The following is a 19,356-nucleotide window of genomic DNA, read 5'->3' as shown; positions in this document are numbered from 1 at the left end:
TTTTGGATGAACAGTCTGATTATGATTTGAAATGAAATATCTCAAATGCAGTAATCAAGTCTCCCAAATTATTATTAAATTAAATTGTATTCTTTTCTCTTTTACTTAAAACGCGCTGTCTAGAATTTCCAGCGTCTTCCAATATCAATGGACAAATTAGAACTAATTCGCATTCAAAAAAGAAAGGCTCCCAATAATAATACGTTACTCACAAAAAAACGTCGAGTAATTTCCCAAAACAACGACAACATCGTGGTAGGAAGTCACTGAAAATACACTGCTTACCAAAATATATTACCTATTTTAACATGCCAGATTTTTAAGGGACTTTCACATCTAAGCCCTAGACCCAGATTCATACAGGAAAGTAGGGGAAACCACCACCCCGCAAAAGCCATAAATTCGATACAACCAACAAAACCAGTGTTTCAATTCTAGTGCCCACACCTCGATGTAGCAAGATAAGCCTTTGATCGGTTAATCTATTTGTGCACGCTCTTTCCAGAAACAGCATTGATTTATTCATTTATCATCTAGTTCCTCTAAAAAATCAGATCCTCATGCAACACTTACTGACAGCAGGAGCCCAACGCGCACTAAAGCAGGCGGAACTAATCGCGCATACTTCAGCCCAAACCAACTTGGATGCGATTCACTTGCTGGCGGCACTTGCCAACGAAGAATCACGGGCAGCAGAAATACTGCTCACTCATAAGATCGAGCCGGTCATGATTCTAGCTGAATTCCAACTTGAAATACCTGATGAATCATCCTCCGACGCGGAAGAGAACCAGCCGCTAGAGCTATCGGAGGCGCTGCGCGATTACCCTGCACTCAAAGAGATTTTGAATAGCGCACTTGAGCATGCCAGTCAAGCGGATGTCTCTACCGAAATTGGAAGTGAGCATCTGTTGTGGGGTCTATTAAACGTCGAAGGTAAACACACTCAATGGCTGAATACTCGAGGAAATCTTTCAGCGCAATCATTAAAACAATCTATCCATGCGCAGCAGCATCAAGCAGATCCAATCGACGTGGATTTTGCGTTCCGGACAGTTCCTACAACAATCAACGATCAGACGCATATCTTGAGAACCATCGACGCCGCAGCGAATCGACTTCGGGAAGGACTGCGTGTGGTGGAAGACTACCTCCGTTTCACTTTAGACGATGCGCATCTGATGGGCATTCTCAAAACAACTCGTCACCAACTGGCAGATGCGCTGAAATTTATTGGACCGGAATCACTCATTGCCAGTCGTGATACGCTTAACGATGTGGGCACAGCTATCAGTACCACTTCCGAGTTTGATCGACAAACGCTGGAACATCTGCTGCAGGCAAATTTAAAACGTGTTCAGGAAGCAACTCGTACATTGGAAGAGTTTAGCAAATTAATTTCAGTTGAAGCAGCTTCCATTTTCAAGCAAATGCGCTATTCGTTTTACACTTTGGAAAAAAGTGTTCTGGGTTGCCTAAACAACCAACAAAAACTGAAAGACTGTCGACTCTATTTGCTGGTCACCGAATCCTTATGCCATCATGGTTCAGGTCCCGCTATTCGGGAATCACTGGCAGCAGGAGTAGGAATCGTGCAGATCCGCGAAAAAGAAATGACAGATCGGCAACTGTTAGAACATGGCAAACGTGCGCGTGAGTGGACGAGAGAAACGGGCGCGATCCTGATTATGAATGACCGGCCGGATCTAGCCGTTGCCATTGACGCCGATGGTGTGCACGTCGGACAGGATGAATTACCAGTACGAGAAGTAAGACAAATTGTGGGACCACGTCATATGATCGGTGTATCTACACATAATATCGAACAGGCACGCAAAGCAGTCCTGGACGGAGCCGATTATCTGGGAGTTGGCCCCACTTTCCCAACTACAACTAAATTATTTGAAGCACATGAATACGCTGGTTTGAAGTTTATTCAACAGGTCGCTGCGGAAATTACGCTCCCCTGGTTTGCAATCGGTGGTATTAATGAAGACAACCTGGAGCAGACATTCCAAGCAGGCGCGCAACGCGTGGCAGTCAGTAGTGCTATTTGCGGTCATGAACAGCCTGGCCAGATTACCAAAAAATTACTGGAACAATTCCCAAGCTGATTTTTCATCTTACAAAAAAATAAGTTTAACAAAATCATGTTAGTCAATCAGATAACCCCGGTCTCTCTTGGCTCTTATCAATTAGAGTCTCCCTTGTTTCAAGCTGCATTGAGCGGTTATAGCGATTACCCCATGCGGGTCATTGCGGCAAAGTTAGGTGCAGCTTACACACTTTGCGAAGTGATGATTGACCGCATGATTGTTCAATCCAAACAAGGCAAGCAGCACGCAATGATGTATTGCCATCAGGATGAATTCCCTGTTGGTGGCCAACTGATGGGCTCCGAGCCAGAAGAATTTGGTCCTGCCGCACAGCGATTAGTAGAAGCTGGCTTTGATGTCATCGACATTAATTTCGGTTGTCCCGTTAAAAAAGTGATGAGCCGGTGTCGTGGTGGCTATCACTTGGGTCAACCAGAAGTGGCACTGGAAATTGTTTCCCGCGTTCGAGATGTTGTTCCAGACCACATTCCCGTCACACTAAAAATGAGGCGTGGCATTGATGATACAGCAGAATCGGAAGACAACTTCTTTCGTATTTTTGATGGCGCTTATGAACGCGGCCTGGCAGCAATCACTGTGCATGGACGAACGGTGCATCAAAAATATGTCGGCCCCAGTAACTGGGAATTTCTCAAAAAAGTCAAACAGCATGCGGGAACGAAAACGGTCATTGGAAGCGGTGACCTGTTCTCTCCTCAAGCCTGCATCGATATGCTGCGCGTGACCCAAGTAGACGGTGTCTCCATCGCACGAGGCGCGATCGGGAATCCCTGGATCTTTGAGCAAACGGCTGAATTACTCAAAGGTCAGTTGATTTCCCCCCCAGATATCTATGAGCAGCGCGCTGTCATTACAGAACATTTTGAGATTGCCCGCGATTTTTATGGAGAGAAAAAAGTCTGTAACACCATGCGAAAGTTTGGGATCTTTTACTCAGAACTTCATCCACAACGAACAGCAGTTCGCGACGCATTTATTGCTGTCAAAACGGCAGAACAGTGGTTAAAGGTTCTAGAGCAATGGTATGGAAATAACAGCCCGGGAGAATTCCCGCCTGTTAAGGAACCGAATCCCTTGTCTGTCGAGACACCAACTTAATTGTTGAGTTTGAGCCTTTCTCAGTAGCACTTAGATTCATCTCAGTCTAGTCTGACTAAAACGAATGCATCGATTATTCTGCTATGAAATCGTGCACTAAATGAGGACTTTCCCTCACTTTCTTTTTGACTGTTGTTAAAACCAACGTAAAGTTTCAAGGTCCTGCAAATCTCCAACGATCATACGCGCGCACTATGGTTGTTCAGTCAAACATCGAAGGCTCTTTCTTTTAATGTCCTATGAGTTAACGACTAATACCATTTGGGTGCTTACATGTACCAGTCTGGTCTTCCTGATGCAGGCTGGTTTTTGCTGCCTTGAATCTGGACTCTCCCGATCAAAAAACAGCATTAATGTCGTGCTCAAGAACATTGTCGATTTTTTCATAGGCGCCTTACTGTTCTGGCTCCTGGGCTACGGCCTGATGTTCGGTAATTCCTTTCACGGATTATTGGGAACATCGCATTTCGCTTTTGAAGACTCAAGCAACACTCACTGGATGACGGTTGTCTTTCTTTTCCAACTCGTTTTTTGCGGTACGGCAATGACGATTTCATCGGGAGCCGTCGCAGAGCGTATGAAATTTCGATCATACCTGTTCCTGGCATGTGCGATTGGTGCCATTGTTTACCCTCTGTTTGGCCATTGGGCTTGGGCAAAAACCTTAGCCGGTGATCCTTCAGGATGGTTAGGAAGATTGGGCTTCATTGACTTTGCAGGTTCGACGGTTGTGCATTCCGTAGGAGCCTGGTCTGCACTGGCAACGGTTCTGATTCTTGGCCCTCGTACCGGACGTTTTTCTCAAAAGCCAAACCAGACTCACTTTTCATCAAGTAATCTTCCGTTAGCAGGCCTAGGTGTTTTATTAATCTGGCTGGGATGGTTTGGATTTAATGGTGGTAGCACACTGGCTTTGAATAGCGAAGTTCCAGTCATATTTTTAAACACGATCTTAGCGGGCATCTCAGGAGGGTTATGTGCGTTATTTTGGGTAATGATGACCTCGAAACAAATCTCCGTCGAAAAAGTCTTTAATGGATCACTAGCAGGGCTCGTGGCTATCACCGCATCTTGTAACGCCGTCTCTTATACAAGTGCGATCCTGATTGGAGCGATTGCTGGAGTGGTCATGCTGGCGTCAGTCCATCTCCTGGAAAAGCGATTCCAGGTGGATGATGTTGTCGGAGCCATTCCCGTGCATGGATTTGCCGGAGCCTGGGGAACATTGGCGGTTGCCATTTTCGCTGATATAGAACTCTTTCAAAATGGAGTTTCTCGCGTACAACAGTTTGGAGTTCAAGCCTTAGGTGTTGTCACCTGTTTCCTATGGAGTTTTGGGGTGATCTGGATTTGCATGTCAATTCTTAATCGATTCAAGCCCATCCGCGTGACTGTGGAAGAAGAAAAAATAGGACTCAATGTAGTAGAACATGGAGCTTCAACAGAACTGCATCAACTCCTGAAGACAATGGTCGCCAACGAAAAAGGAGAAAACGCGTTAAGAGCTGATATCGATTCGTTTTCGGAAGCGGGTATTGTTGGTTATCAATACAACCGGGTATTGGACGCCCAGGAAGTGTTGTTAGCGAATGTGAAAGATCGCGAGACACGATACCGATCTATCATGGATAATGTGATTGATGCCGTAATCACAATGGACCCCCGGGGGTTCATTGAAGAGTTTAATCTCGGGGCAGAGCAGTTATTCGGCTACCAAAATCATGAAGCCATAGGAAAAAACATCGATTTATTAATTCCTCCACAACAGGAGCAACGGCAAGATAAAAATACGATTGATGCTCTGAATCCAGAACTGCGAAAAGCCATCGGAGCGAGACAAGAAATTATCGCCCAAAGAAAAGATGGTTCTACATTTTCCGCAGAACTTGCGCTCAGCTCAGTCGTACTGGCTGATCGGAACATTTTCACTGGAATTATTCAAGATATCAGCAAACGAAAAGAGTATGAAAAGTCACTTAATGAAGCACGGTACAAAGCGGAAGCAGCAAATCAAGCAAAAAGTGAATTTCTAGCAAATATGAGTCATGAAATCCGTACTCCTATGAATTCCATTTTGGGTTTCGCAGATATATTGCTTGGTAATCTAAACGATGAAGAAAACATTGAATCTGCAACCATCGTAAAGCGAAACGGTGAACACCTCATCGAAATCATCAATGATATTCTTGATTTGTCAAAAATTGAAGCTGGGAAAATCACTCTCGAAAACATGCAAATCAATACTCGAGAAATTGTGAGTGATATTGCATCATTGATGCAATTCAAGGCAGACTCGAAAGGTTTGAATTTCATCATTTCTTTTCAAAATCCCATACCAGAAACAATTACTTCAGACCCGACTCGACTTCGACAAATTCTGATCAACCTGCTCGGAAATGCTATCAAATTTACTAAATCGGGTTCTGTTGAATTACGAACACAACTTATTCAGTCCAAAGATGCTTCACCACAACTTCAATTTGATATCATCGATACAGGAATCGGCCTTTCTGAAGAAGCAATTTCACAGATCTACCAACCTTTCACACAAGCTGATAACTCAACTACAAGGAAATTTGGAGGTACGGGACTCGGTTTGACGATCACAAAACGGCTGGTTGAAATGCTGGGTGGTATGATTCAAGTAAAAAGCACAGTAAATCAAGGTAGTACTTTTACAGTAACTGTGAATACAGGATCTCTTGAGGCAGTCCCTCTTTTGCAATTAGATGAAAACTCGATCACAAAATCTTCCAGCGAAATAAATTCTCATCAATTGCTTGAAACAAGTGTCTCGAATTCAACGCCCAAGGCACTAATTGTTGAAGATGGTGTGGATAATCAGCGACTCATCTCTTTCCTGTTAAAAAAGGAAGATATCGATGTGGATCTCGCTGAGAATGGTAAAATTGGTTATGAGCAGGCAATCGTAAAGTTCGAAAATGGGGCGCCTTATGATTTCATTTTGATGGATATGCAAATGCCAGTGATGGATGGTTATACGGCTACCAGGAAACTACGCGATGCAGGATATTTAAGCCCGATTATTGCTTTAACCGCCCATGCAATGAAGCACGATATGGAAAAATGTCTTGATGCCGGTTGTGACGCTTACGCAACCAAACCCATTCAGAAAAAAAAGCTGATGAACATCATCGCTCAACTGATGGCACAAGAACTGGAATCACATCAAGGCTAAGCCTTGTACCAGTAGAATGGGCTGCGCTCTTATGACCAAAATTGCCGATCCAGGGTACGATAATTGATGGCTTCACTCACATGAGCCGCCGTGATTTGATCGCAAGGTTCAAGGTCGGCAATCGTGCGGCTGATGCGTAAAATTTTATCGTGCGCCCGCGCTGAGAGGCCCATTTCTTCCATCGCTGATTTCAATAATGCTTCTGCGTCTGCAGCCAATTGACTATATTTTCGCAATTGCCGCGGCGTCATGCGACCGTTGTGGGAATTCGATTCATGTTTAAATCGGCGGGCCTGAATCTCCCGCGCTTCCAATACCAGTTCGCGCATAGTGGCACTGTTTGTTCCCGATGATTGATTTGAAAGTTCGCGAAAAGGAACAGGAGGCACTTCAATATGAATGTCTATTCGATCCAGTAACGGGCCACTGATTTTAGAAAGATAACGTTCGATCTGGGCCGGATTGCAGGAACATTTCCGACGCGGGTCAGAAAGATAGCCACAGGGGCAGGGATTCATGGCGGCGATCAACATCACATTCGCAGGAAAAGTAACACTACCCATCGCACGGGAGATCGTAACATTGCCTCCTTCTAATGGTTGTCTCAATACCTCTAAGGTACGTCGATTAAACTCAGGAAGTTCATCGAGAAATAAGAGCCCGTTATGCGCCAAACTGATCTCACCAGGCGCCGGTGTCGACCCTCCTCCCACCAAACCTGCTTCACTAATCGTATGGTGGGGCATGCGAAACTGCCGTAACATGACTAGTGATTGATTGCTCTGTAAACGCCCCATCGCACTATAAATGCGTGTCGTCTCCAAGCTTTCTTCCTGCGAAAGCCGAGGGAGAATGGTACTGAGCCGTGAGGCCAGGAGTGTCTTGCCTGTACCGGGAGAACCAATCATGAGTAAATGATGCATACCGGCCGCTGCCACAGTGATCGCACGCTTTGAATATTCCTGCCCCTTGACATCACTGTAATCAATATCGTAGTGCGCATGTTCTTCCAGAGCATCTTCCCAGCAAAACTCAACTGCTTCGATGGGCAAATTTCCCGTATAAAAACCAACGGCTTCTGCCAAAGTACCCACGGCGAACACATCCAGACCTTCTACGACAGCAGCCTCCTCTGCATTCTGAACTGGAACTAACAACCCCTGCTTCCCCTGCTCACGTGCCGCTAGTGCCATCGATAACGCGCCACGCACCGGACGAATTGTACCATCCAGCGCCAGCTCTCCTACCACAGCAAAATCCTGAAACCGATCTGAGGCCAATTGCCCACTCGCAATCAACAGACCTAAAGCAATCGGCAGATCAAACGAAGCCGCATCCTTGGGGAGGTCAGCTGGTGAAAGATTGATAACAATCCGATCAATGGGACGGTTATAACCACTGTTGACCAGCGCCCGTTCGATGCGATGAGTACTCTCCTTAACGGCTGCTTCTGCTAATCCCACCAGAATGGTTTTCGGCATTGCCCCGGGAGAGATATCTACCTCAACTTCAACCGGTTTGGCATCAATTCCCAATAACGAATAAGTAAATAGTTTGGCTAGCATGAGGAATTTCTTTAGCACAATTCAGGTTCGTGTTTAAATTTGTCCAGTATTCATAGTTTCCTCATCATGCTAACCAGAGCAAGAACAACAGTCCACATACTGAGGGTCTGACAAACAAACTTTTGGCCCAAAATCCAATCTGATTTCAGAGAATTCCACTCGAAACAGCGATTTTTAGCTGATTGGCTTTTTTTCAGGATGACGTTCGACTAGAATACTTGACCCTGTACCGATAACAATTTGCAGACCTCATCAGTCAACGTGTGGTCTTGATTGCAAGAATTGAAGACCATTAGAGGATATCGTCATGGCCAAAACACAACGAAAATTGAAAAAAGCAAATCACGGTCGTCGACCTGCGAGTGCGAAAGCACGTAAGCAAAAACGCAAGCACATCAAGTTCTAACCTTGATGAAGCAGCTTGGTTCTGTTTGCTGAAATTTGGAATCATTAAAATCACCTCGCACATCGGTTTGATTGCGAGGTTTTTTGCTGCGCTTCTTCTGAGAAGATGATCAAAGTTGACTGACTACTCGGACAACCCCAACCCGACTAAATCAGCATTGTGAATCTGAGCTGTTTTGATAGCGTCCTTTAATTTGCCCACCACAAAATGCTTATGGTTGGCAACGGCTTGTTCTGAAATTTGTAACTGTAACGCAACTTCTTTATTCGCCTTACCCGAAACAAATAACTGCTCGATGCACTGTAGCCGTTCGAATTCTCCATTTTTGATCCAGGATAAGATCAATGCCTGCAAGCTCTCACTGATGATTTGCTCTTCTTTTGATTTTCTCTCTTTGCTCCGCGCCAGGCTGGAGGCCACACGTGCATGTCCGGCTGGTTCGCGATGAGTTTCTCGCTCACCACCTTCATCGGGGAAAAGTGGAATCGTTGGGCGTCTGCCCTGCTTCCGCAGTAGGTCTGTTAATTTATGAGACGCTATTGCGAATAGAAATGACTCCAAAGGGGTTGCAGGATCATAATTGGGAATACTGATCAGGAATCCCATAAATGTTTCTTGAACAACATCCTCGCTGGTCGCCGCATTTCGTAATCGGCTATTCACAAATGCCAGCAAGCGACCCTCAAACCGCGCAATTAACTCAGCCCAGGCATCGGGATCACCTGCCTTAATTTGAGACACGAGAAGTTGGTCGGCTTCGTCAATGGGCATGATCGAGCGTCAGCTGCTTAAAGAAAGGAAATTAGGGATTTGTCTTAATTGTAGCCGGGGCATGCGTGGCTCGCAAATAAATGGCAACCCCCATACAAAGTAATGTAATCAGACCAAAGCCCCCTCCCAACCAGGCAACCCGTTGATTACCGGTATCCTTTCTCCATTTTTGAAGAATCTTCTCACGAACCGGAGTCGTATCTTCTACTTCCAGATAAGCGCGATACATCTCCTGCTTGAATGGCTCTCCTGATTTGAGAATATTACCAAAATCGTGTTCAACAGTCTGATAATAGACTCTGCGATATGCTGTTTGGCGTGCCAATTCCGGGGTGAGTCTCCAGCCGGAAAGACGGTACTGCGGACTGCTGGAATTTAAATTAGATTGTAGTTTTTGAGTTGCTTTGGCCAGTGCATGCTCCAGCGCCCCATCACGTGTCGCAAAGAGCCCAGAGCGAAATACCATTTTACCTGATACCGGGTATCGATTCTTCAGACCTTCTTCTAACCCGCTAAGAACCCATTCTGGTAACTGCTCGGGTATTCTCTCAGGCGTGTTCCCTTTTGTTGGAATATTCAAATTAGGCAGCGCAGGTTTATTGGCAATCAATGGTTCATCTGAAACAGGAATGAATACCGGTGCAGAAGCTTTGACAGCATTCGGTTTTAACTGCTCTGTATTTATCCTTCGAGCTGAGACAGACTGCATTGTATTCATTTCTTCTCTCACAGCTTCTTGAGATACTGTCACATGTGATGCTCGCAAATAAAAAATGGTCAAAAACAGGAATGCAACTCCCGCCATCGCGAAGGTTACTAGCACAGGAACATAATTACCTTTTAATAGGCTGCGAATCACGATGCTTCCTGCCAGAATGACCAATGGCAAAACGATCAGTATCATAAAAATGAATATCAAACCAAAACTAACAGCCATTGCTCTCTCCTTTCAGCGCTGCCACGCGTTCTTCATCTGGTATCCAAGTGGCCGACAACTGAACTACACTCGAAATAATCGCAGCCCAGCAGAGAGCAGCCGTCATTGGAAATGCCCAGATTGCTGTGATGACATAAGCGGCAAAGACTGTCAACAAGACCGATGAAACTCGGAACTTCTTGGGACGAAATGAATCAGCGTGCCACCACCAACGACGGAAGCAGAACAACATACTGAAAAAGACAACATAGCCGATCAGGCTTGGCTGTCGATCTAATAAGACTAACGAGTAAGGGCCAACAGTATTAAAGATCGGATTCTGATCACTATGCAATACTAATGAGGCATTTTTCGTTGTCATTAAGATATCAACTTGAAGCAGGTAAATCATCGCACCCACCACTGCACCAACTCCTAACCACATTAAGCGACGTGTGCTGTTATCGAATGATTTACCCTCGGTCATCTTGGCCACCAATAAGACACTCCAGGTAGCGATCAAAGAACCAAACGTCAGTAGCGCAAAGGGAGTGAGGTCGGAACCTGTCCAAAAACCTTTTGAAATCGCTCCATCGGTAAAAAATAATATCCCAGCCACAATGACTAACGTACAAACAACAGCTTTGATCATGGAGATTGACAAATCGTATAACCGACTTCGCAAAGAAATAGACCGACGTGATTTGGGAGTCAAACGTCGCGGATAACATTGTTTGCGTCGATGCTGCTCTCGGACATATCTCTGATGCGCTTCAACTTCTTTCTGTTGCTTTTCTCGAAAAATACGAGCCTCTTCCAGTTTCTGCTGACGATATTCTTCCGTTGTGGATTGCCCTTTGGAATGTTGCCCTTTATCCAGAAGGTCGCTCAGGGGAGGTGGACCTTTTACAATCGCTTTTTTGCACTTGGAAATGAATGAGATGGGAGGAGGTCCGTTCACAACGGCAGTCGCTCCTTTAGCTAACAAAGCGCGCCCGGACCTGCTGAACACAGAAAAAATACCTGCGAGGATCGCACTCAGAAAACCGACAATCAGTAATTCCAGGAAACCAGGTCTTCCAATCGTACACAGAATAAGGAATAATCCAATGAATATAAACACGAAGGTGGTAACACCACTCAAACCTGTCGAAGAAGCAGAACCTTCAGGGCTTTTTTGAATATAGGCTGTTTGTGCTAGGTCTGAGTCAACATTTTGACCAGTTTGTCGATTTGAAAAATGTGTCTCTTCAAAGGAATCTTCGGGGATCTCCGTGTGTGTATCCCGCTGAAACAATGCACGTTCAAACTGCTGCTTAAACTCTCTGATATCAGAAATTCGCTTCTGAGGATCCTTTTCCAATGCACGCCCTAAAACGGCACGTAAATGAACAGGTAAACGACTCAGGTCCGGTTTTTCGGAAAGATGTTTCATCAAAATTTCAGCCGTCGATTCCCCGTCGAAGGGAACTACGCCTGTAATCATTTCATAAACCAGGACACCGGCAGCGTAGACATCTACTTCTTTACCATAACGGCCTTTTGCCACTTCCGGCGCCATATAGTAGACGGTACCCACACTCTGTGTATTTGCGCTGCGACGACTATGAGTGATGAACTTGGATAGTCCGACATCACCCACTTTGATGATTTCACCATCACGAAACACATTCGAAGGCTTTAAATCACGATGAACCAATCCCCGACCATGTAAGTAAGCCAACCCTTCAGAAATACCCGATAGCCAATAGCGAACCTGCTCCATCGGCATTCCATTCGGATACTGATGCAAGGCTTTATCGAGTCCCTGACCAGAAACATACTCCATCACCACCCAATGGTCGCCATCCTGGTCGGTTTTGACATCAAAGATCGTAACCAGATTGGGATGCTTCAAGTTCATACATTGAGTAACTCCCCGTAGCTCGATATCCATATTTTGCTGGAGGAGTTTTAGGGCAACCTCTTTTCCGGAATCACTCAGTGCATAATACACCTCACCAAATCCGCCCCGATCGATGGCGCGTTTGATCGTAAATCCTTCTAAAGGTTTCGATTCAGGTGCAAAGGTGAATTTCATTCGTTTATTCCATCCGCTGAACAACGTATTTAACATAAGGTCAGTGTTTTAAGGCGATGTTCACCAACGCATTCAATTTCATACATGCAACAATTTGCTGCTCTCTACTCTATCTTAACGTTCGAAACATCATTCCGGATCTTTTTATTTCTTCGAATCTACTGTCCAAATTGTTTAATTCGCTCGGGACGACGTACAAAGTAATAGACTAAAGCGCCAATCCCATTGAGTAGTACAATCACGAGTGCCCAGATAATTTTATCGTTGCCGGTTGACGATTCATATTTGAGACAATCAATGAGCATCCAAATCCAAAATACAAATGCCAAACAGGAGATCGCAAAACAGACCAACCAAACGACCAAGGCAACAAGCGTGAACATGATTCCAACTTCCATAATAATAATTTTCTGACTAGCGCGAGTAAAACCCCAACTTGTTTAAGCAACTACCTCCCAACGAAAGCGAAGATCCGGACCACTCACAACGGAGCCTGGGGTTAAGATGGCTCCCTCTGATGCTGAGGCCTGATTCACATGAATTTTCAGTTTGGAACGACACAGGATCTGATCCCCCTGTCGATATAAGATCACCGAACCCGGCCAACGATCACAGACCACATGATTCTCGGATGAAGAACCAAGCAAACAGGTATCGGCCATTAATACAATTCCATCCAGGCGTTGCTGTGGTTGATGCTGACTTGTCAATTCGAGACAGGCTGAAGCACTAAGCACTGTTGGTTGCCTGAACGTGATTAACACTTCTTCATTCAGTCTAAGTTCTGATGGATCTGACAGCAAGACGCGATCATTGACTGGACGTCGATTACAATATACCGGTGCTTTTGCTTCCACATAATAGCTTTCGCCAGATCGGGTCAGAGAAGCATGATGTCGCGACAAGTTGGCCAGCAATGATAAATCAGCCCAGGTCGAATCAAAGCCAGTCACAGTGCCCGGGTCCCCCGGACCACCAATTCTTAATGTCTCTTGTAAATAGACTAGAAAGGTCCCTGCTCCATCAATCCACAACAAATAGCTCGAACCGGCAACGGAACTTTCCGGTCGATTCTGCTGTTCGTCTTTTGATGTGGAAGTGAAGAAGCCCAAAGTAATTCCCCCCGGGAAAACATGATATGCTACGCTTTTCTGCCGGTTGCTTTATCAGAAAACAAACCACCAGACACTGACCGCTCATTTTAACGTATGATTTCAGGAAATGGTCTAACAGAAAACCGTTTTTCGCTGATTAACAGACTGTTTTTTCGTTTTTTCTGACAAAATTGGCATGGGGCAGGCAGTTTCGCTCGAGAACAAAAACTACCTGCCACCACTCGCGCCAATGCATCCTTTTTATACTTGAACTACTATTTCAGCTGAATCGCAACTCGATCGCCGACGTTCAATTTGAAGTACTCATCCATCTGCTTAACCACATCCCGCTTTTCCTTTGTTTTAGTATCAACGGGAATCAAGCCAGAAAATTTTCCTTCTGCATCAAGTAGTTTTTCTTTGACATCGAGCTGTTTGTTCAAGTCACGAATCAAACTCTTGGCTCGTGTTAACTGTGAACTATCAATTTCTAGATTACTCACAGTCTCAGCGGCTTGTACTGATTTTAAGCGTGCCTCGAGTTGTTCGATTTGCACTTCCATATCCATCTTGGCAGAAAGCATGTTTTCCAGCTTTTCACGGTTGGCATCCAAGGCCTTTTCGCGTGCTCTTAAAATCTGCGCATTGCGTTTGACTGTATCTGAAGCTACTTTGAAACGGTCAAATCGCTGCGCCAGATCGTTGCGGATCTCATCTTTGGAGTAGGTTCGACTTGCATACACAAATTCGGTCTCATTTGACTCCAAATCAGATCGTAGTGTAAACATCGCTTCCTTTTGTTGTTTCATCGCCAATTCCGCTTCTTGGATTTCACCTTGCAGCGTTTCCACATCAACCTGCTGCTCTGCAATCACATGCATACAACGACGGATATCGGGAACCAGATCCTCTACCATTTTTCGTGCCCGCTCAACTTCAAAATCAACGGGAACTTCCGCTTTGACCGCTTCCCGTACGGAGGTGCCAGCTGTTTTCACATAGCTCACAACGTCACGGCCAAACAGGAAGGTACCCAGAGTGGCCAACACTGCCGCACCTATTACAAATTTTTTACAGAAAAAAGCCATTGTCCAAACTCCCTCACAAATGTTCGATTCGGAACCGTAGGCCAAACCGATCGGCCACGTCACACAGAGTTATTCGCACAGCCTGTTCAATTCTTGAAACATTTTCAAAAAGAATTCGACCAAAAACACAAAAACGCTGTATCCCGTTATTTTATATAGAGATACAACGTTTTCGACTTGGCAATTTATAATCAGATCATATTTTGATTATGCTGGCAGCGCTCTCAGAAAGAAGTCAATAAAATTCTGGGACATAATGCCTTTGATGTCTTCCTGGCGATAACCACGTTTCTCCAGAATCCCTGCGTACATTTCCAGATCGGCAATAGTATCTAAATCGTGAGGCGTTTGTTCCTTACCAAAGCCGCCATCAAGGTCTGTTCCCAAACCACAATGTTTCGCATTCCCGGCGAGCTGACAGATGTGATCGGTATGATTGGCAATATCTTCCACAGAAGTCGTTGCTGGATCAGAAACACCTATCGTCCAGCCTGGCTTAATCATCCAGTTATCAAAGGCACAACCAATGACTGCGCCACGTTCAATGAGTGCTTTGATTTGCTCATCAGTCAATTGGCGGTCTGCATCGACGAGAGCCCGACAATTGTGGTGGCTGGCGAGAACAGGGCCTTGATAAATCTCCAATGCTTCCCAGAAAGATTGATCTGCCAAATGAGTCACATCTAACAGCATCCCAACCCGATCCATCTCTTTCAATAAAGCCGGCCCTTGTTCTTTGAGCCCTCCTTCACTGCCCGTTCCATAGCAATAAGGTGCCGGACCATAATGCGCGGGCCCCAAGATACGCAGTCCTGCATCAAACCAATGTTCAATTTGCTCGGGAGACAGAATCGGCGGTGAGCCTTCCATACTCAAAATAAAACCGATCGGAATCGTACTCCCTTCCGCACGTGCATCGGCTTCGTTTGCTTCCCATTCAGCAACGTGGCTCTGTAAAGTATTACTGTCAGAAATTTCTCTCAACACACCTGCTTCTATCATCGCCCGGTAATAGGCCAATTGTCCCATTGCCACACCATAGGCAGCTTCTCTTGACTGGTAATGGGTCAAAGCAGCATCTTTACGATGTAGCCGCGGCAGTAGCGTAGAAATGGTGACACTCACTCCCCCTTTTCTCAACGCATGCCAGGAAACGGTGGCTTCTCCAGGGATAATATTTTCAAACTGCCTTTCGAACTTGCGAATTTCACTGACTGGTAATTCCAGGTCCCGATTCCATTCGCATGCGTTCCAGGCCATATCGAGGTGTGCATCAAAAATCAGCATGAGTAAATCATTCCTGAAGTAAGGTGGGGCTGATTCCTGAGAATCAGTTGATTAAATAAAAACCAGCATAGCTGGCATCACGTTGAGGAAGGAGTTTCGGGCGCGCTGAGAACTTCAGAGTTGGAATCACCGCCACAACAACAGATTCCTGCCGCAAACGTAAACCAACCAACAATGAAAAGTGTACCGCCAATCGGAGCAATCGCTCCCCAGAAAGTTTGACCGCTCAGAGTTAAAACGTAAAGACTGCCTGAGAAAAAAATGATCCCCAGGAGAAAACACCAGCCTGCACAGTTCAATAATTTTTTCTTCTGCGAAGTGAGTCCCGCAAAACCGACCAGAATCAAAGCCAATGCATGATACATTTGATACTCTGCGCCAGTTTTAAAGTCTTTCAGATACTTCTGAGCCGCTGGAACTTCGCTTCCAGCGATGGACTTAACCTGACCATGGTATTTCTCAGCGAAATAACCGTCGATTCCATGAGCGGCAAACGCTCCCAGAATCACAGCCAACCCAGCTAGAACCGCCCCGATCATAGACCAGTTGAAAGGACAACAAGACATCAGTATTTCCTCGTATTCGGATCATCAAAAACTAAAGTTCGATTTTGGTTCCCAGTACATCTAAAAAGGCAGCTAACCACTGCGGGTGCGCAGGCCATGCCGGCGCTGTTACTAAATTCCCATCGGTGTGAACACCATCAATTGACGTCTCCACATAAGTTCCCCCTGAAAGATTCACTTCTGATGAGCAGGCAGGATACGCCGTACAACTTTTGCCTTTAAGAGCACCTGCAGCCGCCAGGAGTTGTAAACCGTGACAAATGGCGGCAATCGGTTTACCGGCTTCTGAAAAATGACGTGTGATCTCCAAAACACGTTCATTGAGACGAATATATTCAGGAGCCCTGCCACCGGGAATCAAAAGTCCTGCATAATCATCGGGATTGATCTCAGCAAATGAAGTGTTCAATACAAAATTGTGTCCCGGTTTTTCAGTATAGGTCTGATCGCCTTCGAAATCATGAACCGCCGTCCGAATGATTTCTCCTGCTTTTTTATCAGGACAAACTACGTCAACTTGATAACCGACCATCTGTAGTGCTTGAAAAGGAACCATGATTTCATAGTCCTCTACAAAATCACCTGTGAGAAACAAAATTGATTTATCAGCCATTGAATATTCTCCCTGTTATTATGTTTTTCATCCAGCCAACAGAAAGACCAGACGCGCCCCAATCATAAAAGCCACTGACAGTAATAACCAGCCAAACTGTCGTCTTAACTGCAAGCCTTTGAGTCGAGCATTCAAATCTGAGCCTAAACGTGCCCCCACGGTACCCCCCACAAGTAGCGCGATTACGATGATGATGCTGATATTCCCATGCCAGGCATGCGCGATCGTCGACTGAAATGCCACAATCCACACAATCACCAGGCTACAGGAGATCGCACGATGTGTGGGAATTCCAAACCCGAAAATCAACGTCGGCATCAACAGGATCCCACCACTAATTCCTAATAACCCGGAAACCAAACCCAGTCCGAGTCCAAACCAGGCAATGAGGGGAATCGAAAGTTTTCCGTCAAATAATCCCGGAAATAGTACTAGGGGAGGAATCTGAAAGTATTTTTTCAAAAGCGCTCCAGAAATTTCGTCATCGGAACGACGGGCACTTTTCAGAGAAATGATTCCCAGCCCCAGCAACATCACAAAATACGCAACTAATACAACTAAATCGGCCATGCGGATTGTTTTTCCATTGACACCGATTGGGGCCAACTCTTTCGCATGTTCCAGAATTCCTGTTCCCGCTATGACACCAAATAATAAACCCCCGGTAATCACCAGTGGGAAAAATAAGTCACGGAATCGTATTTTTCGTGCCAGTAACGAGGTGGTTGCCGGCCCCAAGACCTGACAGACACTGGCACCCACTGCTAATTCCATGGGAATCCCTAATACAATATGTAAGATGGGAACTAATAGAAATCCGCCACCAACACCGAACATTCCTGCCAGGAAACCAATCAGGCCTCCCGCTAAAGAAATCGCAAAAAAATCGATCAATCCGAAGCCCATACTCAATTCGCCTCAGATTTGATAGTCGGGGAAAATGTAATCATCATCTGATCGATCATCGGAGCGATCACGCCATTGGTTAAAAATCCAATTGACGATCACTCCCCAGAGAACGGGGATGATGATGCAGGCGAAAATAAAAAATAACTTGTCCAGCATACACTTGACCTTTGCAGAGTTTTAGATGTTGTGTTTCGTGTTTAGAGCCTGAACACGGTTGCTGTCAAGCGTGAGCACCAGCATCACTGAGATTGGTATCGATCTTAGTTGTTTTTTCACAACCATTATGAGAACATGTACGTTCGTGAATTACGAATTTGATATTGTGCTCAGAGGTACTTGTGAAGATGGATGAAAGGCTCCCAGAATCGGATCAAAGACTTCTCGAACAGATTCAACTGAATCTGATTCAGGGGGTTGGTCCGCGCATTCGGCATGCTTTAATGGAACAATTTGGTTCGGCCTCTCGCATCTTGAATGCGCCTCGGCAGGAGCTTCTCAATGTACCCGGTGTCGGAACCAAACTGGCAAACGCCATCATCTATCGTTCTGCCAAATCCAGTGCCGAGGAGGAACTAAAACGCTGTCGAGAATCAGAATTTCAGATCCTCACTGAAGAAACACAGAATTATCCTTCTCTGTTAAAAGAAATGCCCGACCCACCATCGCTGCTGTACTGTAACGGGACTCTGCTACCAGAAGACGAGTTAGCCGTTGCCATTGTCGGATCTCGAAAATGCACGACTTATGGATTACAACAGGCAGAAAAACTCGCAGGCGCGCTGGCACGTGCCGGTATCACCGTTGTGAGTGGACTTGCGCGAGGAATCGATCAGGCCGCGCACAGGGGTGCCCTCAAAGCTGGTGGGCGAACAATTGCCGTGATGGCAACCGGGCTCTCCCATATTTACCCTCTTGAACATCAGGAATTATCAGAGAAAGTTGCCAACCAGGGCGCGCTGGTTACAGAGTTCCCCCTCGATCAGGCTCCGGTTGCCGGTCTGTTTCCACAACGCAATCGCATCATCAGCGGTCTCTCAATGGGTGTTGTTCTCATTGAAGCAGGTCGTAAAAGCGGCGCACTTCACACCGCACGACATGCTTATGAACAAGGTCGCGATGTGTTTGCAGTTCCTGGTCGCATTGACCACCCTGCGAGTGCAGGCTGCCATGATCTGATTCGCGACGGAGCAATGCTCGTGCGCGATATCGAAGATATTCTGGAAGGGCTCGGTCCTCTGATGGCGCCCGTAGTCACAACACAACACCGAGAAATTCATACTCCCCGTGAACTGTCATTGAGTGATTTTGAACAAAACATCTTAAATCTTGTCACTCTTGAGCCACAGCATTTAAACGATATTGTACAATCAAGCCATCTGGACTCCTCACGCATCCTTTCCACACTTACGATTCTGGAAATGCGAAAGGTTGTCAAACGACTGCCAGGAGGATTCCTGGTGAGAGCCACAAGCTAATCAGTCTCTGAAAAAACAACCAAAAATAATTTGCCATCAAAATGAACACTGCCTCTGACAAAAGTATCGCGGGCCAAGCCGTTTACTCAAAAAAAGTTTTATCTTTTTACGATTTGTGGGTACTTGGTATTTCTAACTCCTTGATCTGGAAATGTAGAACAAAAAAAATCTT

The 19,356-nt window shown here is 45.6% G+C and carries 17 protein-coding genes; 5 read left to right on the top strand and 12 right to left on the bottom strand.

Going from position 1 to position 19,356, the window contains the following annotated elements:
• The first annotated feature begins 560 nt into the window (after window positions 1-560).
• From V202x_RS01035 to amt, 3 genes are all read left to right on the top strand, one after another.
• Window positions 561-2,114, top strand: coding sequence for a thiamine phosphate synthase (locus V202x_RS01035; protein ID WP_145170408.1), 1,554 nt, complete (start codon window positions 561-563; stop codon window positions 2,112-2,114).
• A gap of 36 nt (window positions 2,115-2,150) precedes the next feature.
• On the top strand, window positions 2,151-3,215 hold the full coding sequence (locus tag V202x_RS01030; RefSeq protein ID WP_145170406.1) for a tRNA dihydrouridine synthase: 1,065 nt from the start codon (window positions 2,151-2,153) through the stop codon (window positions 3,213-3,215).
• Window positions 3,216-3,447: 232 nt separating this feature from the next.
• On the top strand, window positions 3,448-6,414 hold the full coding sequence (gene amt / locus V202x_RS01025; protein ID WP_145170404.1) for an ammonium transporter: 2,967 nt from the start codon (window positions 3,448-3,450) through the stop codon (window positions 6,412-6,414).
• Window positions 6,415-6,443: 29 nt separating this feature from the next.
• Here amt and V202x_RS01020 read toward each other — a convergent pair whose 3' ends face one another.
• Window positions 6,444-7,979 carry a YifB family Mg chelatase-like AAA ATPase gene (locus V202x_RS01020; protein WP_145170402.1) on the bottom strand — a complete coding sequence of 512 codons (1,536 nt, stop codon included), beginning with the start codon at window positions 7,977-7,979 and terminating at the stop codon, window positions 6,444-6,446.
• A 307-nt stretch (window positions 7,980-8,286) separates the two neighbouring features.
• Here V202x_RS01020 and V202x_RS28080 point away from each other — a divergent pair, with 307 nt between their 5' ends.
• A complete protein-coding gene (locus V202x_RS28080) occupies window positions 8,287-8,385 on the top strand; it encodes a 50S ribosomal protein bL37 (RefSeq protein WP_390620792.1) in 99 nt (32 codons plus the stop codon).
• Window positions 8,386-8,508: 123 nt separating this feature from the next.
• Here the strand turns inward: V202x_RS28080 and V202x_RS01015 are convergent, their stop codons facing one another.
• The 11 genes from V202x_RS01015 to V202x_RS27315 form a co-directional block, all read right to left on the bottom strand.
• Window positions 8,509-9,156: an RNA polymerase sigma factor gene (locus V202x_RS01015; RefSeq protein WP_145170400.1), complete on the bottom strand. Its 648-nt coding sequence runs from the start codon at window positions 9,154-9,156 to the stop codon at window positions 8,509-8,511.
• A gap of 31 nt (window positions 9,157-9,187) precedes the next feature.
• Window positions 9,188-10,093, bottom strand: coding sequence for a hypothetical protein (locus tag V202x_RS01010; protein ID WP_145170398.1), 906 nt, complete (start codon window positions 10,091-10,093; stop codon window positions 9,188-9,190).
• Window positions 10,083-12,152 (bottom strand): serine/threonine protein kinase, encoded by a 2,070-nt coding sequence (locus V202x_RS01005; protein WP_197993154.1) that lies wholly within the window; start codon window positions 12,150-12,152, stop codon window positions 10,083-10,085. Before V202x_RS01005 ends, V202x_RS01010 begins: the two co-directional genes overlap by 11 nt.
• A gap of 158 nt (window positions 12,153-12,310) precedes the next feature.
• Window positions 12,311-12,535, bottom strand: coding sequence for a PLDc N-terminal domain-containing protein (locus V202x_RS01000; RefSeq protein WP_145170393.1), 225 nt, complete (start codon window positions 12,533-12,535; stop codon window positions 12,311-12,313).
• Window positions 12,536-12,592: 57 nt separating this feature from the next.
• Window positions 12,593-13,264, bottom strand: coding sequence for an FHA domain-containing protein (locus tag V202x_RS00995; RefSeq protein WP_145170391.1), 672 nt, complete (start codon window positions 13,262-13,264; stop codon window positions 12,593-12,595).
• A gap of 257 nt (window positions 13,265-13,521) precedes the next feature.
• The gene (locus V202x_RS00990; RefSeq protein WP_145170389.1) at window positions 13,522-14,334 is read right to left on the bottom strand and encodes a hypothetical protein; all 813 of its coding nucleotides are present in this window, start codon (window positions 14,332-14,334) and stop codon (window positions 13,522-13,524) included.
• Between the two features lie 207 nt (window positions 14,335-14,541).
• Window positions 14,542-15,621 carry a dipeptidase gene (locus tag V202x_RS00985; RefSeq protein ID WP_145170387.1) on the bottom strand — a complete coding sequence of 360 codons (1,080 nt, stop codon included), beginning with the start codon at window positions 15,619-15,621 and terminating at the stop codon, window positions 14,542-14,544.
• Between the two features lie 77 nt (window positions 15,622-15,698).
• The gene (locus V202x_RS00980; RefSeq protein ID WP_145170385.1) at window positions 15,699-16,187 is read right to left on the bottom strand and encodes a DUF423 domain-containing protein; all 489 of its coding nucleotides are present in this window, start codon (window positions 16,185-16,187) and stop codon (window positions 15,699-15,701) included.
• 31 nt (window positions 16,188-16,218) lie between these two features.
• The gene (locus V202x_RS00975; protein ID WP_145170383.1) at window positions 16,219-16,800 is read right to left on the bottom strand and encodes a DJ-1/PfpI family protein; all 582 of its coding nucleotides are present in this window, start codon (window positions 16,798-16,800) and stop codon (window positions 16,219-16,221) included.
• A 27-nt stretch (window positions 16,801-16,827) separates the two neighbouring features.
• Window positions 16,828-17,706, bottom strand: coding sequence for a sulfite exporter TauE/SafE family protein (locus tag V202x_RS00970; protein ID WP_145170381.1), 879 nt, complete (start codon window positions 17,704-17,706; stop codon window positions 16,828-16,830).
• 12 nt (window positions 17,707-17,718) lie between these two features.
• Window positions 17,719-17,865, bottom strand: a complete 147-nt coding sequence (locus V202x_RS27315) for a hypothetical protein (RefSeq protein WP_197993153.1) — start codon at window positions 17,863-17,865, stop codon at window positions 17,719-17,721.
• Between the two features lie 188 nt (window positions 17,866-18,053).
• On the opposite strand from V202x_RS27315, the gene dprA reads away from it, so the two are divergent.
• Window positions 18,054-19,184 carry a DNA-processing protein DprA gene (gene dprA / locus V202x_RS00965; RefSeq protein WP_145170379.1) on the top strand — a complete coding sequence of 377 codons (1,131 nt, stop codon included), beginning with the start codon at window positions 18,054-18,056 and terminating at the stop codon, window positions 19,182-19,184.
• Window positions 19,185-19,356: the final 172 nt, after the last annotated feature.

The sequence above is a fragment of the Gimesia aquarii genome (assembly GCF_007748175.1).
Taxonomy (GTDB): domain Bacteria; phylum Planctomycetota; class Planctomycetia; order Planctomycetales; family Planctomycetaceae; genus Gimesia; species Gimesia aquarii_A.
Note: the sequence above shows the minus strand (reverse complement) of the source record. Positions and strands in the feature narration are given on the sequence as shown.

Excerpts from the sequence above, each read along its gene's own strand:
- V202x_RS01035 (WP_145170408.1), top strand. The coding sequence starts at position 561 with ATGCAACACTTACTGACAGCAGGAGCCCAACGCGCACTAAAGCAGGCG.
- V202x_RS01030 (WP_145170406.1), top strand. The coding sequence starts at position 2,151 with ATGTTAGTCAATCAGATAACCCCGGTCTCTCTTGGCTCTTATCAATTA.
- amt (WP_145170404.1), top strand. The coding sequence starts at position 3,448 with ATGTCCTATGAGTTAACGACTAATACCATTTGGGTGCTTACATGTACC.
- V202x_RS01020 (WP_145170402.1), bottom strand. The coding sequence starts at position 7,979 with ATGCTAGCCAAACTATTTACTTATTCGTTATTGGGAATTGATGCCAAA.
- V202x_RS28080 (WP_390620792.1), top strand. The coding sequence starts at position 8,287 with ATGGCCAAAACACAACGAAAATTGAAAAAAGCAAATCACGGTCGTCGA.
- V202x_RS01015 (WP_145170400.1), bottom strand. The coding sequence starts at position 9,156 with ATGCCCATTGACGAAGCCGACCAACTTCTCGTGTCTCAAATTAAGGCA.
- V202x_RS01010 (WP_145170398.1), bottom strand. The coding sequence starts at position 10,093 with ATGGCTGTTAGTTTTGGTTTGATATTCATTTTTATGATACTGATCGTT.
- V202x_RS01005 (WP_197993154.1), bottom strand. The coding sequence starts at position 12,152 with ATGAAATTCACCTTTGCACCTGAATCGAAACCTTTAGAAGGATTTACG.
- V202x_RS01000 (WP_145170393.1), bottom strand. The coding sequence starts at position 12,535 with ATGTTCACGCTTGTTGCCTTGGTCGTTTGGTTGGTCTGTTTTGCGATC.
- V202x_RS00990 (WP_145170389.1), bottom strand. The coding sequence starts at position 14,334 with ATGGCTTTTTTCTGTAAAAAATTTGTAATAGGTGCGGCAGTGTTGGCC.
- V202x_RS00985 (WP_145170387.1), bottom strand. The coding sequence starts at position 15,621 with ATGCTGATTTTTGATGCACACCTCGATATGGCCTGGAACGCATGCGAA.
- V202x_RS00980 (WP_145170385.1), bottom strand. The coding sequence starts at position 16,187 with ATGTCTTGTTGTCCTTTCAACTGGTCTATGATCGGGGCGGTTCTAGCT.
- V202x_RS00975 (WP_145170383.1), bottom strand. The coding sequence starts at position 16,800 with ATGGCTGATAAATCAATTTTGTTTCTCACAGGTGATTTTGTAGAGGAC.
- V202x_RS00970 (WP_145170381.1), bottom strand. The coding sequence starts at position 17,706 with ATGGGCTTCGGATTGATCGATTTTTTTGCGATTTCTTTAGCGGGAGGC.
- V202x_RS27315 (WP_197993153.1), bottom strand. The coding sequence starts at position 17,865 with ATGCTGGACAAGTTATTTTTTATTTTCGCCTGCATCATCATCCCCGTT.
- dprA (WP_145170379.1), top strand. The coding sequence starts at position 18,054 with ATGGATGAAAGGCTCCCAGAATCGGATCAAAGACTTCTCGAACAGATT.